Origin of the sequence: Devosia sp. UYZn731 (genome assembly GCF_040546795.1) — a bacterium.
In the GTDB taxonomy this organism is placed as follows: Bacteria; Pseudomonadota; Alphaproteobacteria; order Rhizobiales; family Devosiaceae; genus Devosia.
In genome coordinates this window covers 169,376-184,787 of the sequence record NZ_JBEPOL010000008.1, presented here as the reverse complement: position 1 = coordinate 184,787, position 15,412 = coordinate 169,376, and the positions used below count along the sequence as shown (strand labels likewise).

At 63.2% G+C, this 15,412-nt stretch carries 10 protein-coding genes; 2 read left to right on the top strand and 8 right to left on the bottom strand.

Annotation, left to right across the window (positions count from 1 at the left end):
- Nucleotides 1-137: 137 nt before the first annotated feature.
- Nucleotides 138-1,622, top strand: coding sequence for a sigma-54-dependent transcriptional regulator (locus ABIB57_RS19990; protein ID WP_354043012.1), 1,485 nt, complete (start codon nt 138-140; stop codon nt 1,620-1,622).
- Between the two features lie 73 nt (nt 1,623-1,695).
- Complete coding sequence (locus ABIB57_RS19985) at nt 1,696-3,672, top strand: PhoX family protein (RefSeq protein WP_354043011.1); 1,977 nt, start codon at nt 1,696-1,698, stop codon at nt 3,670-3,672.
- 78 nt (nt 3,673-3,750) lie between these two features.
- On the opposite strand, the gene ABIB57_RS19980 is transcribed toward ABIB57_RS19985, so the two are convergent.
- The 8 genes from ABIB57_RS19980 to ABIB57_RS19945 all read right to left on the bottom strand — a co-directional run bounded on the left by ABIB57_RS19980 (nt 3,751) and on the right by ABIB57_RS19945 (nt 15,389).
- Nucleotides 3,751-5,271 carry an alpha/beta hydrolase gene (locus tag ABIB57_RS19980; RefSeq protein WP_354043010.1) on the bottom strand — a complete coding sequence of 507 codons (1,521 nt, stop codon included), beginning with the start codon at nt 5,269-5,271 and terminating at the stop codon, nt 3,751-3,753.
- Nucleotides 5,272-5,279: 8 nt separating this feature from the next.
- Complete coding sequence (locus ABIB57_RS19975; RefSeq protein ID WP_354043009.1) at nt 5,280-6,134, bottom strand: SEL1-like repeat protein; 855 nt, start codon at nt 6,132-6,134, stop codon at nt 5,280-5,282.
- A 192-nt stretch (nt 6,135-6,326) separates the two neighbouring features.
- Nucleotides 6,327-7,238: a polyphosphate kinase 2 gene (gene ppk2 / locus ABIB57_RS19970; protein WP_354043007.1), complete on the bottom strand. Its 912-nt coding sequence runs from the start codon at nt 7,236-7,238 to the stop codon at nt 6,327-6,329.
- A gap of 75 nt (nt 7,239-7,313) precedes the next feature.
- A complete protein-coding gene (putA, locus tag ABIB57_RS19965; RefSeq protein WP_354043006.1) occupies nt 7,314-10,961 on the bottom strand; it encodes a trifunctional transcriptional regulator/proline dehydrogenase/L-glutamate gamma-semialdehyde dehydrogenase in 3,648 nt (1,215 codons plus the stop codon).
- 69 nt (nt 10,962-11,030) lie between these two features.
- Nucleotides 11,031-12,098, bottom strand: a complete 1,068-nt coding sequence (locus tag ABIB57_RS19960) for an ABC transporter ATP-binding protein (RefSeq protein ID WP_354043005.1) — start codon at nt 12,096-12,098, stop codon at nt 11,031-11,033.
- Entirely contained in the window at nt 12,098-13,606 is a 1,509-nt protein-coding gene (gene argH / locus ABIB57_RS19955) for an argininosuccinate lyase (RefSeq protein WP_354043004.1), read from the bottom strand. The genes ABIB57_RS19960 and argH overlap by 1 nt, the downstream gene beginning before the upstream one ends.
- Before the next feature lie 3 nt (nt 13,607-13,609).
- Nucleotides 13,610-14,470 (bottom strand): carbohydrate ABC transporter permease, encoded by an 861-nt coding sequence (locus tag ABIB57_RS19950; protein ID WP_354043003.1) that lies wholly within the window; start codon nt 14,468-14,470, stop codon nt 13,610-13,612.
- A gap of 1 nt (nt 14,471) precedes the next feature.
- A complete protein-coding gene (locus ABIB57_RS19945) occupies nt 14,472-15,389 on the bottom strand; it encodes a carbohydrate ABC transporter permease (protein ID WP_502914439.1) in 918 nt (305 codons plus the stop codon).
- Nucleotides 15,390-15,412: the final 23 nt, after the last annotated feature.

Sequence of the window (15,412 nt, the reverse complement as noted above, 5' to 3'; positions counted from 1 at the left end):
GATGTGAAGGGTTTTGCGGTGCCGGCCAAGCCACCCATCAGGCAAAATCCTCATGATTAATCCCCTCTTAAGTCCATACCGTCACAATCCTCCCAAAACGGCACACCGCGATTCGAGCGGAAAACGACCGAGGTCCAATGACGCGCGTTCTGATAGTTGACGATGATCCGGTGCAGTTGCGCCTCACCGCCGAAGTCGCCAACCGCGCTGGCTTCAAACCCCTCCTCGCTACCGGCGGCGAGCAGGCGCTGTCCATTCTGCGCGACGATCGCAATATCGGCGCCATGATACTCGATTTGGTGATGCCCGATCTCGATGGCATGGGCGTGATGGAAGTCATGGCCCGCGAGGGCCTCAACACCCCCGTCATCATCCAGACCGCCAATGCGTCGCTCGAAACCGTCGTCACCGCCATGCGCCAAGGAGCCGTCGACTATTTCGTCAAACCCGTCGCCCCCGAACGCCTGATCATTTCGCTGCGCAATGCCATGAAGCTCGATGCGCTCGAAGCCGCCGTGCGCTCCGAACGCTCGCGCCGTTCCGGCACCTTCACCGCCGCCGACATGATCGCCAAGGCCCCCACCATGGCGCGCGTGCTGTCGCTGTGCGCCAAGGCCGCCAAGAGCACCATTCCCGTGCTGATCGAAGGCGAAACCGGCGTCGGCAAGGAACTGATCGCCCGTATCATCCAGGGCACCGGCGACCGCGCCGGCAAACCGTTCATCACGGTCAACTGCGGCGCGATCCCCCCCAATCTGGTCGAGTCCATCCTCTTCGGCCACAAGAAGGGCAGCTTCACCGGCGCCACGTCCGACCAGGCCGGCAAGTTCGCCGAAGCCCATAACGGCACGCTGTTCCTCGACGAGGTCGGCGAGCTGCCGCTCGAAACCCAGGTCAAGCTGCTGCGCGCCCTGCAGGAGGGCGAAATCGAGCCCGTCGGCGCCAGCAAGCCCGAGCGCGTCAATGTCCGCGTCATCTCCGCCACCAATCGACGCCTGCTGAACCTGGCCAAATCCGGCGAGTTCCGCGAAGACCTGTATTACCGCCTAAACGTGTTCCCGATCTATGTGCCGCCTTTGCGCGAGCGCCTCGAGGACGTGCCGGCGCTGGTCGCCCATTTCATCGCCCGCTTCGCTGCCGAAGCCGGAAAACGCGTCATCGGCATCTCGCCCGTCGCACTCGACCTGCTCGCCAGCTACGCTTGGCCCGGCAATATCCGCCAGCTCGAAAATGCCGTCTATCGTGCGATCGTGCTCACCGATGGCGCCTTCCTCGAAAGCGTGGATTTCCCGCAGATCGTCGCCCAGATCAATGGCCGCGAGCTGGCCGCCAGCGCCATCGAAACGGCGCCCACGCAGCAAAGCCCCATCCATATCGATGACGCGCTGGGCCGCCAGCGCTATGCCCCGGAAGCGCCGGCCGCTATCGACCGCTTCATCGCCCCAACTGGCGAAGTCACCGCGCTTGCCGAAATCGAGCGCGCCGCCATCGTCTTCGCCATCGAGCACTATGGTGGGCGCATGTCGCAGGTCGCCCGCGCGCTCAAGATCGGTCGCTCGACGCTCTACCGCAAACTGCACGAATATGGTTTGGCCGAAACCCTGCTCAGCGACGCCGCCTGAATCGGTCTACTGTCACGTAACCTTCGTCTAGCCATGAAAAAGCTCCGCGCCATCAGCAAGCCCAGGAGCGTCCATGACCGATCGTCAGAAAACCCGCGAGCGCCCGACCCAGCGCCGTGCCTTTGCCCAGAGCTACGGCTCACTACTCAATGAAGGCTTCAACCGCCGCACCCTGCTCAAGGGTTTCCTCGCCACCACCGCCGTCGCCGCCATGGGCGACGCGTTCGGCGTGAGCCGCGCCGCGGCCGCCACCAACAATGCCTCGACCCTGACCTTCACCGAGCTCGACCGCGTCCGCGACGCCGCCGACCATTGGCCCGAAGGCTATGATCGCCAGGTGCTGCTGCGCTGGGGCGATGCGATTTTCCCCGACAGCCCGGAATTCGATCTCGCCACCCTGAACGGCGCTGCCGCCGAGCGCCAGTTCGGCTACAACAACGACTTCACCGTCTTCCTGCCGCTGCCGATCGGCTCCAAGAGCAACGATCACGGCCTGCTGCTGGTCAGCCACGAATATGCCAGCCCGTTCCTGATGTTCCCGGGCCTGACCGTTGACGACTACAAGGAGAAGATGACCGAAGACCAGATCCGCGCGGTCATGGCCTCCACCGGCGTCTCCGTAGTCGAAGTCAAGCGCACTGGCGCGCAGTGGGAAGTGGTAAAGGACGGCCAGTATAACCGCCGCATCCACATGGGCACCGAAATGGCGATGTCCGGCCCCGCTGCCGGCGACGACCGCCTCAAGACCAAGGCCGATCCCACCGGCACCGTGGTGTTCGGCACCATCTCCAACTGCAATGGCGGCCTGACCCCCTGGGGCACCATGCTTTCGGGCGAAGAAGGCGCCATGGACGTCTTCGCCGGCGACTACAAAACGCTCGCCAACCAGGAACTGGTGGAACGCCAGGGCTGGGACGAAGACGAGAACGACATTTATGCCGTCTCGCGCGTCGAGCCCCGCTTCAAGTTCGAGAACGAACCCAATGAATGGATGAAGTTCGACTGGGTCGTCGAGATCGACCCGATGGACCCGACCGCCAAGCCGATCAAGCGCACCGCTCTGGGCCGTATGACCCATGAAGGCGCCCAGGTCAGCGTCGCTCCCGATGGGCGCGTCGTAGTGTTCATGGGCGACGACGACGATTTCGAATATCTCTATCGCTTCGTCACCCGCGACAAGTTCAATCCGGACGATCGCGCCGCCAACAAGGACCTGCTCGACAACGGCACCCTGTCGGTCGCCCAGTTCGCCAGCGACGGCACCATGAAGTGGATCCCGCTGGTGGCCGGCGAAGGCCTGCTTACCGCTGAAGCCGGCTTCGCCACCCAGGCCGATGTCGTGCTCAACACCCGCGCCGCCGCCGACCTCGTTGGTGCCACCCCGATGGATGCCCCCGAAGGGTTTATCCCGCACACCGGCACCGGCAAGCTCTACGTCGCCATGACCGAGAACGAAGACCGCCTCCCGGCCGGCGAAGATGACCGTGAAAGCGTCAACGTCGCCAATCCGCGCGGCCCCAACCCACATGGCCATCTGCTGGAACTCGTGCCGCCCGGCGCCCCCGACAAGCCGGACCACGCCGCCGACGCCTTCACCTGGGACGTGTTCGTGCTCTGCGGCGACCCCGCCAAGCCCGAAGACGAGAGCCTTTACCACGCCGACACCACCGCCAATGGCTGGTTCACCGACCCCGACAATATCGGCGTCGATCCCGCCGGCCGCATCTGGGTGACCACCGATGGCCCGCCGCCCGACGGGATGGCCGACGCCGTCTATGCCATGGATACCGAAGGGGAAGGCCGCGCCCTGCCCCGCCTGTTCTACATCCCGCCGACCGGCTCGGAAGCCTGCTCGCCGACCTTCACCTCGGACGGCACGAGCCTCTTCCTCTCGGTCCAGCATCCGGGCGAACTGCGTCTCGAAGACATGGAAGACGCCTCCTCGATGGCCGATGCCGGCACCAACTGGCCCGACTTCGTCGATACCATGCCCGCCCGCCCCTCGCTGGTCGTCCTGACCAAGCGCGACGGCGGCGTGGTCGGCAGCTAGCAAATTGGCCACCGGCGGGTCTGCCGCCGGTGGCTCCTATTTTCAGCAAACGTCGGGAAATCCCCCAACGTCCAGCGCTCAGTTTGGCGGCAACCCGCAGCGCTCAACGACCACCGAATAGGGACCGGCGTCGGAGGTCAGGGGCTGCAGGCAGCCACGCTGTGCAGGATCGTAGCGGCCCGACAGCAGCGCCTGCAGGTCATCGGCAACCTCGGTGCGGTCAAAGATATAGCTGTGACCGAGGAAGGTGCCATAGGCGACGCCCCCGCTTTCAACCGCGCTCGCATCGATGGTCTGGAGGCGATCCAGGATCACGCGCCCATCGCCCCCCAGGCCCGCCATCCGCTCGTTCCACCAGCTCGGAACCGACCCGTTGTAAAATACCTGACCGGCCTGCAACGGCAGATCGCTGGCCGAAACATAGAGCGCCGCGTGCCCGATGCGCGCATTGATGATGGGAAATTCCGTGCGGAAGCGGCTTTCGGGAAGCGCCGGGGCGGCGAACACGGCCGTGTCGATCATGGTCTGGTCGGTTGCGCCGTCAACGGTCCACAGACCAAGATCGGAGCAGTTGCCCAGCATCGAATAACCCAAGACATTGCCGGCGCTATGCATGACCAGCGATACGTTTTGCGGTCCAAAGGCCTTGGAAATCTGCATCATCGGATCGCGGAAGTCGGCACAGGCCAGGTCCGCAGCGGCGACATCTGCAGGAAATGCAAAAGTGTCGGCGGCCGAGGACCAGCTCAGCACAATGGGCACACCGGGAAATCCCGATCGCTCAGCCGTGACGGCGGCCCGCCGGATGGCGTCGAAAAAATTGGTGTTGAACCCATGAATGAACACCAGCGCCCGTTGGGTCGGCACCTGTTGCTGCTCGCCCTGCGTTTTGGCCCAGGCGAAGAAGGCGGCTTGATCCACATCGCTCAGCGCCAGCTCGGTTGGATATTTGTCCCACTCCGTTAGGGACAACCGCTCGGCCTCCTCGGGAATATTGTCGAATACCCAATTGCCGCCGCCCGGACCAAACCGTTCATAGATATCGGTGAGGATCGCTTCGCTCCCATGGGCCGATATGGGGATATAGACATAGGCGATGCCGAGCCGGACGATATTGGCGGGGTCTTTGGCATTGGCAAAGTCCAGCAGTCCCGTGGTCTCGTCCAGGGCCCTGTCGGTGACAAAAAGGACCGGCACCGGAAGGCATTTCTGCCCTGGCGCCTCGCAGGTCCGAAACACCAGCTTGGCCGAACGCGCGCTCAGTTCGGGACTGTATTCGGCCGCGGAGAGCCCGGCATTGAGGCCCACGATCGGGTCGCCGAACGCCACCTCCTGCTCGGCCAGCGACATGACGGCCTCGGCGACGCCGCTATTTGCCGATTGTTGAAGCAGCGCAATGGCCCGCTCACGTGACCTCAGTTCCGGCTTGGCGAGCAACAGGTCGCCCAGGCGCAATTGAGACATCGGGCGATTGTTGATGTCGAAATTGTAGCTTTGCAGCGCCAGTTGCAATTGGGCCGGGTCATCGGCCGCCCGGACCGCAAAATAATCGCCTGCAGCGAGCGCCGCGAGCGGGCTGGTGGGCACTTGCTGGGTCAACTGGGAGATCAGTTCGTCAGCCTTGAACCGGTCGGATATTTATCGGCATAGGAGAGTGCCTTGATGGTGGCGCGCGTGTCGCCAAGCCCGGCGGCGCGGTTGAGCAGGCCGAACGCGGCGACGAGATCTTCGGCGCCGCCCTTGGCAAGCAATTGATCCGAATAGCTCACCATCGACACTGGATCTCCCAGCTCGATCCCCCGCTGCCAAAGCTCTGCCGACCGGGCGAGATCGGCCTTCCCTGCAATGCCGAACCGGTTGGCTTCGGCCGCGAGCTGCAGCGCCTGAATTTGTTGGGCGGCGTCGAGCTCGTTCAGCGCGGGGTTTTCGGTCAGCGTTTCAAAACCCCGGCGCGCCTGCAGCAGGTCAAGCGGCACGATCGTGCCCTTGAGATAGTCCGTGGCGACAAGCCGCTGGGCCAGCGGCTGCCCCTCGTCGGCCAGCGTCTGGTTGCGCGTGAAGTCGGCCAGGTAGTCGTCCTGTGTCCACTCCTGCGCGTCGGTGGGCAGCGAATTCAGATAGCCCGCCAGCGGATTGCCGGCCCGCTCGAGGTCACCCAGCAGCGCCGTGCCACGCTCTGCCTCCTGGGGGTCAAAAGAGAACCTGAGCTTTGCCGCCTCATCGAGCTTCTTGATCTGCAGCTGGCCAACTGGCCCGGCAATCGGCAATGCCTGATCGAGCGAGTTGTTACCCAATTGGCGAATGCGCGTGGCCAGATTGTCGTCACCCAGACCATCCTGCAATGGCAGGCCAGCGCCCTGCGCGAAGTTGAACTGTGAAAAACCAACGGGTTGCGCTTGCGTCCCTGTGATCTGGAGAAGCACTACGCCGAGAACAGCAAAACCCCAGGCCAGATTGCGCATGTCTTTCTCCAACTCTGCAGTTCACGAGAAAGTTTACATGATAGCGACACCAGTAATGCCCTGGCAAGGTAGCGTCGTGGCTGTTCCGTTATTGAGGCAAAATAGCTCCGGGCCGCCTCCCGATGTTTCGGGAGGTTCGAATTGTCATGCCTCGACAGGCCCACGACGCCACTTCGAATTGTGCGCCGGCGCCTAGTAAATCTCGGGAACGTACAATTCCGGCGGCACCGGGCTGCGGATATAGTCATCGTGGCGCACGCGGCCAGGCAGTTCCACATCGGCTTTGGGCACGTCCTCATAGGGTATCTGGCTCAGCAGATGCGCGATGCAATTGAGCCGCGCCTTCTTCTTGTCCACGGCCTGCACCACCCACCATGGCGCCTCGGGCGTATGGGTGCGCGCCAGCATTTCTTCCTTGGCCTTGGTGTATTCCTCCCAATGGACACGGCTTTCCATGTCCATGGGCGATAGCTTCCACTGCTTGAGCGGATCGTGGATGCGCATCTTGAAGCGGAATTCCTGCTCTTCGTCGGTGATGGAGAACCAGTATTTGACAAGAATAATCCCCGACCGAACCAGCATGCGCTCGAACTCGGGGACAGTACGGAAGAACTCCTCCAACTCCTCGGGCGTGCAGAAGCCCATCACCCGCTCGACACCGGCACGGTTGTACCAGGAGCGATCGAACAGCACCATTTCGCCGGCGGTCGGCAGATGCGGCACATAGCGCTGGAAGTACCATTGGTTCTTCTCGCGCTCGGTCGGCGCCGGCAGGGCTACGGTGCGGCAAACGCGCGGATTGAGCCGCTGCGTCACCCGCTTGATGGCGCCGCCCTTGCCCGCCGAGTCGCGGCCTTCGAACAACACCACCACCTTGAGCTTATTGTGCTGCACCCAATCCTGTAGCCGCACCAATTCGTGCTGGAGCCGGAACAACTCGCGGAAATACACTTTCCGATCGACCGTTTCCGGACCCGGCTCGGCCATCCCGTCGCTGACCAGTTCGTCGAGCCGATCGTCCTCCAACTGCATTTCGAGTTCTTCATCGAAACTGTCGGCGATTTCCGCGCGGATGCGGTCGAGATAGGCCTGCTCATTGGACATGGTCGAATTCCCTTTATGTGCAGGCACTCAAATCCGAGCTTTGTGAAACTGATGTGACAGTGCCGACCCCAACCGTCAGGCGATCGCCATCAGGCTCGCATTGCCACCGGCCGCAGCGGTGTTGGTGCTGATCGCGGTCTCGGTCACCAACAGATCAAGGCTGTAGCCACCCTGCCCCAGCGGCGCGCTCTGCACCGTGACAATGGGTCCCGGCCAACCCGTGACCCGGCGCGACACCGCGCGAACCGCCTCGGCATCGCCTTCGACCAGCACTGCCGCAACAGCGCCATCCTTCGCCGATGGTCGCGCCACTCGCCCGCGCACGATTGCGGGCAATTGGTCGATCAGCGCCCACAGTGCCGGCGACGCCTCGATAGCGGCGGAATTGCCCGTAGCCAGGATCGCGGCCAGTTGCAGCAACAGCCCATCCTCGCTGGCGGCGATGGCCAGCACAGTGCCCCGCGGCGCCGTGCCATAGAAATTGCGCTCGCCGACCGGACCGGCCAGCTCCACCGAGGCGTTGATCGCGCGATGCGCGCCATGGGCCAGGGCCTGTTGCGCCAACCCGGTTCGCCCGTTTGCCGCCAGCCAATCGGCCAGTGCCGATAGCGCCAGGTCGATCAGCGTATTCGGCGCAAGCCCGGCAATGGCGCCAGCATCGCCGCGCACCAGCCGCCGCAGATAGAGCGGCCCGCCCGCCTTCGGACCGGTGCCCGACAGCCCGTGCCCACCAAACGGCTGCACCCCGACCACGGCGCCGATCTGGTTGCGATTGACATAGATATTGCCGGCGGAAATCCGGCTGGTCACCCGCTCGATCGTCGTATCGATGCGCGTATGCAGCCCAAAAGTCAGCCCATACCCTAGGCCATTGATCCGATCGACCAGCGAGTCGATATCCTCGCGCCGATAGCGCACGACATGCAGCACCGGCCCGAACACTTCGCGCGTCAGCTCGGACAGTTCCTTCAATTCAATCAGCGTCGGGGCCACGAACGTGCCCAGCGCCGTGGCTGGATCAAGCGGCGCTTCGACGATGGTGCGGCCCTTGGCGCGCAGCGCCGACACATGGTCGGCGATGATCTTTTGCGCCTCGTCCGTGATGACCGGCCCGATATCGATACCCAGCCGGTCCGGATTGCCGGTGCGCAATTCGGCCATCGCGCCTTTGAGCATGGCCAGCGTCTTGTCGGCGATATCCTCCTGCAGGCACAGCACGCGCAGCGCCGAACAGCGCTGTCCCGCGCTATCGAAGGCCGAGGCCAGCACATCGCCCACCACCTGTTCGGTCAGCGCCGAGGAGTCCACGATCAGCGCATTCTGCCCGCCGGTTTCGGCCACGAAGGGCACCGGGCAGCCGTCGGGCAGCGTCCGCTCGGCCAATTGCTTGGCAATGAATCGCGCCACGTCGGTCGAGCCGGTGAACATCACCCCGCACGTGCCGGCATCGCCCACCAGGGCCGCGCCCATGCGGCCGTCGCCCGGCAGGAACTGCAGCACCTCGCGCGGCACGCCAGCCGCGTACAGCAGCTCAATCGCCTGCGCAGCGATCAACGGCGTTTCCTCGGCCGGCTTGGCGATCACCGGATTGCCGGCAACCAATGCCGCCGCCACCTGCCCGGTGAAAATCGCCAGCGGGAAATTCCACGGGCTGATGCAGACGACCGGCCCCAGCGGCGCATGCGCGGTACTATCGAGGCTCTCCGCCTGATCGGCGTAATAGCGCAGGAAATCCACCGCCTCCCGCACTTCCGAAATCGCATTCGCCGCCGACTTCCCCGCCTCACGAATGATGAGGCCCATCAACTTCTCGATCTGCGCTTCCATCCCCTCCGCAGCACGGCGCAGGCAAGCGGCGCGCTCGGTCGGTGCCGTCGCCGCCCAAGCGGGAGCAGCGGCGATCGCGACCTTCAAAGCCAGCGCAGCATTGTCCGGCGACGGTTCAACCACCGTGCCAACAACATCGCGATGATCCGCCGGGTTGAAAACTAGCCGCGCCGCCCCCGGCATCGCCTCCGCGCGCCATTGCACATCCACGCTCTGCCCGAGCGCTACCGCCAGCCGCTGCAATTGCGGCTCGTTCGACAAGTCCAGCCCCCGCGAATTGGCGCGTCCGCCCGCCAGAATATTGCGGGGCAAATCGATCGCCTGATGCGGAACGCCGACCGGTACCATGGCCCCGGCCACAGCCGCCGGATCATCCGCCAGCGCCTCCACCGGCACCTCCGGATCGGCGATCCGATTGACGAACGACGAATTTGCGCCATTCTCCAGCAGGCGCCGCACCAGATAGGCCAGCAGCGTCTCGTGGCTACCCACCGGCGCATAAATCCGACACGGTCGATCCAGCTTGCCCTTGCCGACCACCTCTTCATAAAGCGGCTCGCCCATCCCATGCAGGCACTGGAATTCGTATTGGCCGGGTACATAATCACCGGCCAGATTATAGATCGTCGCCATGGTCTGGGCGTTGTGCGTCGCAAACTGCGGATAGACCGCATCGGTCGCCGCCAGCAGCTTTTGCGCGCAGGCGATATAGGCGACGTCGGTATAGACCTTGCGCGTATAAACCGGGAAGCCATCCAGCCCGTCGAGCTGCGCGCGTTTGATCTCGCTATCCCAATAGGCGCCCTTTACCAGCCGCACCATGATGCGATGGCCGGACCGTCGCGCCAGGTCGATCAAGAAATCCAGCACGCTGGGACAACGCTTGGAATAAGCCTGCACCACAAAGCCGATGCCCTGCCACCCTGCCAGTTGTGGTTCGGCGCACAGCGCCTCAAGAATATCGAGCGAAATATCCAGCCGGTCGGCCTCTTCCGCGTCGATATTGAGCCCGATATCATAGGACTTTGCCAAGGCCGCCAGCTCGATCACCCGCGGCAGCAATTCGCCGATCACCCGGCCATATTGCGAGCGGCTATAACGCGGATGCAGCGCCGATAGCTTGATCGAAATCCCCGGCCCCTCGTAAACGCCGCGCCCCGCCGCCGCCTTGCCGATGGCATGGATCGCCGTCCGATAATCCTGCAGATAACGCTCTGCATCCCGCGCCGTCGTCGCCGCTTCCCCCAGCATGTCGTACGAATAGCGAAAGCCCTTGGCCTCCAGCGAACGGCCGTTTTTCAACGCTTCGCCAATGGTTTGACCCGAGACGAACTGCTCGCCCATCAGCTTCATCGCGAGATTCACGCCGGCCCGGATCACCGGTTCGCCCGAACGCGCCACGAGGCGGCTGAGTGCATTGCCCAGACCCGTCTCGTCCACAGGTGACACCAGCTTGCCGGTGACCACCAAGCCCCACGTGGCCGCATTGACGAACAGCGAGCGGCTGCCGCCGAGGTGAGATTGCCAATCGCCCGGTGCGATCTTGTCGGCAATCAGCGCATCGCGCGTGCCATTGTCCGGCGTGCGCAACAGTGCTTCGGCCAGGCACATCAGCGCCACGCCTTCCTGGCTCGACAGCGCATATTCCTGCACCAGGCTATCCACCCCGCCGCGACGCTTCTGTGCCCGCATGGCGGTAACGGTCTTGATGGTCAGCGAGCGAATGGCGGCGGCCGTTTCGGCTGGCAACGACGCCGCCGCGATCAGGGGCGGCACGCAGTCCGGCTCGGGCAGGCGATGCATAGCGTCGATTCGCGCCCGCAACGGATTGGCCCCGGGCCTGCGCTCCAAAAAATCGGCGAACGGACGGGACGACAGGACATCACTGGCGGGCATTCAAAGGTCTCCACAACGCGGGGCGAGTCTATGCTGCCGAGCGACGGACATCCATGGCGATAATGCTATTCAGAGCCGCCCCAGGCTGCGCTCATCGGCCGCGGCAAACAGGTAGAGCGAACCCGGAATGGCCGAGGCTGTCACCGTCGTATCGACCTTGGGCACCAGCTTGCCCGGCGCGGTGGCGATGACTTCAGTGCCGGCGATATCCAGATGCACAAGGGTTTCGGACCCGAGCGGCTCGACCGCGGTGACGAGCCCCGACATGGACAGACCAGTGCCAACTTGGCCAACGACCAGATCGTGCGGTCGCACGCCGATCAGCACGCCGCCGGTCGCAATGGTAGAGGCGTCGATGCCGGCAATCGTCACGCCCGGCGCCGTCAGCGCAGCGCCGGCGACCTGACCCGGCAGCAGGTTCATGGATGGGCTGCCGATGAACCGCGCTGTGAACACATCCACTGGGCTTTCGTAGAGTTCGGTCGGCGTGCCCACCTGCAGAATCTGTCCGTCGCGCATCACCACGATCTTGTCCGCCATGGTCATAGCTTCGATCTGGTCGTGCGTCACATAGACGATGGTGGTGCCCAGCCGCTGGTGCAGCCGCTTGATTTCGATGCGCATCTGCGCTCGCAATTGCGCGTCGAGATTGCTCAGCGGCTCGTCAAACAGAAACGCCACCGGATCGCGCACCATGGCGCGGCCAATGGCCACCCGCTGACGCTGCCCGCCCGAGAGCTCGGACGGTCGGCGTGCCAGTAGGTCTTCCATGCCAAGCGTCTTGGCCGTCGCCAGAATGCGCTGGTCCTTCTCGGCCTTGCTGAGCTTGGCGGTATAAAGCCCGAAGCCGATATTCTGCGCCACGCTCAAATGCGGATAGATGGCGTAGTTCTGGAACACCATGGCGATATTGCGCTGCTTGGGCTCGCGCTCGTTGACGACCTCGCCGCCAATCTTCAGCGTGCCGCCGGAAATGTCCTCCAGCCCCGCGATCATCCGCAGGGTGGTAGACTTGCCGCAGCCCGAGGGTCCAACCAGCACTACGAATTCGCCATCGGCAATATCCAGGTCGATGCCATGCACCGCCGTGGTCTTGCCATAGGTTTTGACCAGCCCTTGCAGTTCGATATTCGCCATCAGGCCGCTCCCACCAGGGCAGAAAATTTGTTGTTGAGTTCGCTGGCCGCCGCCGCTTCCGCCACGGCGTGACGCTGCATTCGTGCACCAAACTCAGCCGATTGGGTGCGGTAGCCGGCAATCGCTGCCGCCAGGGGTTCTGGCGCCGGGCCGCCAAATCGGTTGCGCACGGCGACGAAATGTTCGGGCGAAACCAGCTCGGCGAATAAGGTCGCATCGATTGCCGTCTTGCGCCCGGTCGCCTTTTCGAACGCAGCAAGGAATGGGGCGAAACCATCAACCGGCAAGTCGCCATCAATCGCCACCACGGCCTTCGCCACCGCCGCTGCGATCTCGTGCCCCTCGCGAAACGAGAGGCCCTCGCGACGGACCAGGCTATCGGCCAGCTCGGTTATGGTAATGCATGAGCGGCGAATATTGTTAGCAACACGCGCCGGATCGATCCGGATTTGCGCCACCAATGCGGCCAGCAGGTCGAACACGCGATAGGCGCTGTCGAAGGCCTGGTAGCCCATGGCCTGTGTCTCGCCCTCGCTGTCGTTCATGTCGGTGAAGGGCGTATTGTGCATCACGTCGAGCATGGCACGGGCGCGCCCAAAAGTTTGGCTGGCGAGGAGGCGCAGATGCTCGATCGGCACCGGATTGCGCTTCTGCGGCATGATCGAGGAAATCTGCACCAGTGCATTGGGCACATAGATCTGGCCCACCTCGAAACTGGTCCAGAATTGCAGGTCTTGGATCGGCCGCCCGAGATGCAGGAACATCAGCTCAATGGCACCATAGGTGCCGGTAATGTAGTCCACCGCCGCGATGCAGCTGTAGGAATTTTGCAGCGGCGCAGCAAAACCGAGCAAATGTGCCACCCGCGCCCTATCAATAGGGAAGCCGGATGTGGTGATCGCCGCAGCGCCCATCGGTGACAAGTCGACAGTCTCGCGCGCTTGGAACAGCCGTGCGATATCGCGGCCCAGCACTTCGATGACGGCCGCCAGATAGTGCCCTAACGTCGTCGGCTGCGCCGGCTGACCATGGGTGTAGGCCACGATCAGCGTCGCCTTTTCGCGCTCGGCCGCAACGACCAGCACGTCGTAGAGCGCCAGCGCCTTGCCCAACAAAGTGTCGATGCGGCTCTTCAGCCCCAACTTGAACAGCGTGTGATCGATATCGTTGCGCGAGCGGGCGGTATGCAACCGCCCCGCTAGGTCCAGCCCGAGCCGCGCCTTCAATTGCTTCTCGATCAGGAAGAAAAAGTCCTCGACCTCGCCGGTATAGACCAGCTTGGCCGGATCGACTTCCGCATCGATGGCTTCCAGCGCCCTGGCGATCTTGCCGGCCGAGGCAACATCGAGAATCCCGGTCTCCACGAGCATCACCAGATGCGCCCGGTCGATGGCGCGAAAGCCCTCGACATGGTGGGTCTTGGCGCCGTCAAACAGCGGCCGCAGTACCGTCTCTTTATAGACCGGATCGGGGAACACGCTGGCATCGCTCAAACGTGGGTCGGTCATGCTCTAGCCCTTCAATCCGGCCAGCATCACGCCGCGCACGATAAACCGCTGCAATACCAGGAACACCACCAGCGTCGGTATCGTCGCCAGCGCCGCCCCGGTCATGATCATTTCCCAGCGCGTGTCTTGCGCGTCCGAAAAGCTCGATAGCCCCACCGGCAGCGTATACAGCTCGCGGCTGGTGGTGACGATCAGCGGCCAGAAGAACGCCGTCCAATTGCCCAAAAAGGTGAAAATCGCCAGAGCCGACAAAGCCGGCGCCACCAGCGGCATCGCCACCTTCCACCAGATCTGGAACTCGTTGAGCCCGTCGATCCGCGCCGCCTCGAGGAAATCGTCGGGCACCGTTTCGAAAAATTGCTTCATCAGGAACGTGCCGAAAGCCGTCATCATGCCGGGGAACATGATGCCCCAATAGCTGTCGAGCCAATGGAGCTGGCTGCTCATCAGGTACCAGGGGATCACCAGCATTTCGGTGGGTATCATCAGGGTCGAGAGGATGGCGAGGAAGATGAAATAGCGGCCGCGAAACTCGAATTTGGCCAGCGTGTAACCAACCAGGCTATCGAAAAACACATTGGACAGCGTGACCGTGGTGGCGATGAACGTGGAATTTCCGAACCAGCGCAGGAAATTGCCGTCCGACAGCACCTTCACATAATTGTCGAAGCTCGGCGCGGCCGGGATCAGGCGCAGGTCATAGACCTGGCTGGCGGTCTTCAGCGAGGTCGAAAACATATAAAGGATGGGCATGACCATCAGCAGCCCGCCTAGCAGCAACAGCGTCCAGATCAGGATTTGACCTGGCCGGATGCGGCCGAATTTCAATGGCTGGCGGACGGCGTCGGCGGCAATCGTCGTCATCTCAGCGGTTCCTCAGCACAAACAGCTGCAATAGCGACACGATCAGCAGGATGGTGAACAACACCACCGTTTGCGCCGCCGCATAGCCCATGTCGAAGGACGAAAACGCCGTCTGGTAGATCATCAGCACGATCGGCTTGGTCGAGCCCAGCGGACCGCCCGGATCATTGCTGGTCATGTTGTAGACCGAGTCGAAAATCCGCAGGAACCCGATGGACGAAAACACCACGAGAAAGACTGTGGTGGGTTTCAGCAGCGGCAGCGTGATCTTGCGCAGGATGGCGCCCTCGCCAAGCCCGTCGATGCGCGCAGCCTCATAGTAGGTCGACGGTATCGCGCGCAGGCCGGCGAGAAAAATGATGACCTGGAAGCCTAGCCCAGCCCAGATCGCCGTCACCATGATGGCCGGCAGGCCCTGCGTCGTCGATTTGAGGAAGGGTTGCTGCGGAATGCCGAACTGCGACAGCAGCCCGTTGATCAGCCCCACCGGCACCGGCTGGTAAATCCAGCGCCACACCCAGGCCAAAGCCGCCGCCGTGGTCAGGAACGGCAGAAAATATAACGCCCTGATGAAGCCGTGCATGAACCGCACGCGGTCCAGATAGTAGGCCACGAGGAAGGCGATCACGAGACTGATCGGCGTGCCGACGATGAGATAGGTGAAGGTGTTGCGGAACACTTTCCAGAACTGCGGATCGTGCACCAGCTTGTCGTAATTCTCGAGGCCGACGAATTGCGCGGGCTTCAGGATGTCCCAATCGGTGAATGAAATCCAGAATGCCTGGAAGGTCGGATAAAACCGGATCCAGCCGTAAAAGATGATGGGCAGGGCGAGAAACGCCCACGCCCAGATGACGCGTTTGGTGCGGATCGAGAACCGGTCCCAGGCACGGCCCCTGGGGACCGTGTCGTCGGTGATTGCGCCTTGCGCCACGGTGCCGC

Coding starts and splice junctions, on each gene's coding strand:
- ABIB57_RS19960 (WP_354043005.1), bottom strand. CDS start 12,098: ATGGCGAATATCGAACTGCAAGGGCTGGTCAAAACCTATGGCAAGACC.
- putA (WP_354043006.1), bottom strand. CDS start 10,961: ATGCCCGCCAGTGATGTCCTGTCGTCCCGTCCGTTCGCCGATTTTTTG.
- ABIB57_RS19990 (WP_354043012.1), top strand. CDS start 138: ATGACGCGCGTTCTGATAGTTGACGATGATCCGGTGCAGTTGCGCCTC.
- ABIB57_RS19950 (WP_354043003.1), bottom strand. CDS start 14,470: ATGACGACGATTGCCGCCGACGCCGTCCGCCAGCCATTGAAATTCGGC.
- ppk2 (WP_354043007.1), bottom strand. CDS start 7,238: ATGTCCAATGAGCAGGCCTATCTCGACCGCATCCGCGCGGAAATCGCC.
- argH (WP_354043004.1), bottom strand. CDS start 13,606: ATGACCGACCCACGTTTGAGCGATGCCAGCGTGTTCCCCGATCCGGTC.
- ABIB57_RS19985 (WP_354043011.1), top strand. CDS start 1,696: ATGACCGATCGTCAGAAAACCCGCGAGCGCCCGACCCAGCGCCGTGCC.
- ABIB57_RS19975 (WP_354043009.1), bottom strand. CDS start 6,134: ATGCGCAATCTGGCCTGGGGTTTTGCTGTTCTCGGCGTAGTGCTTCTC.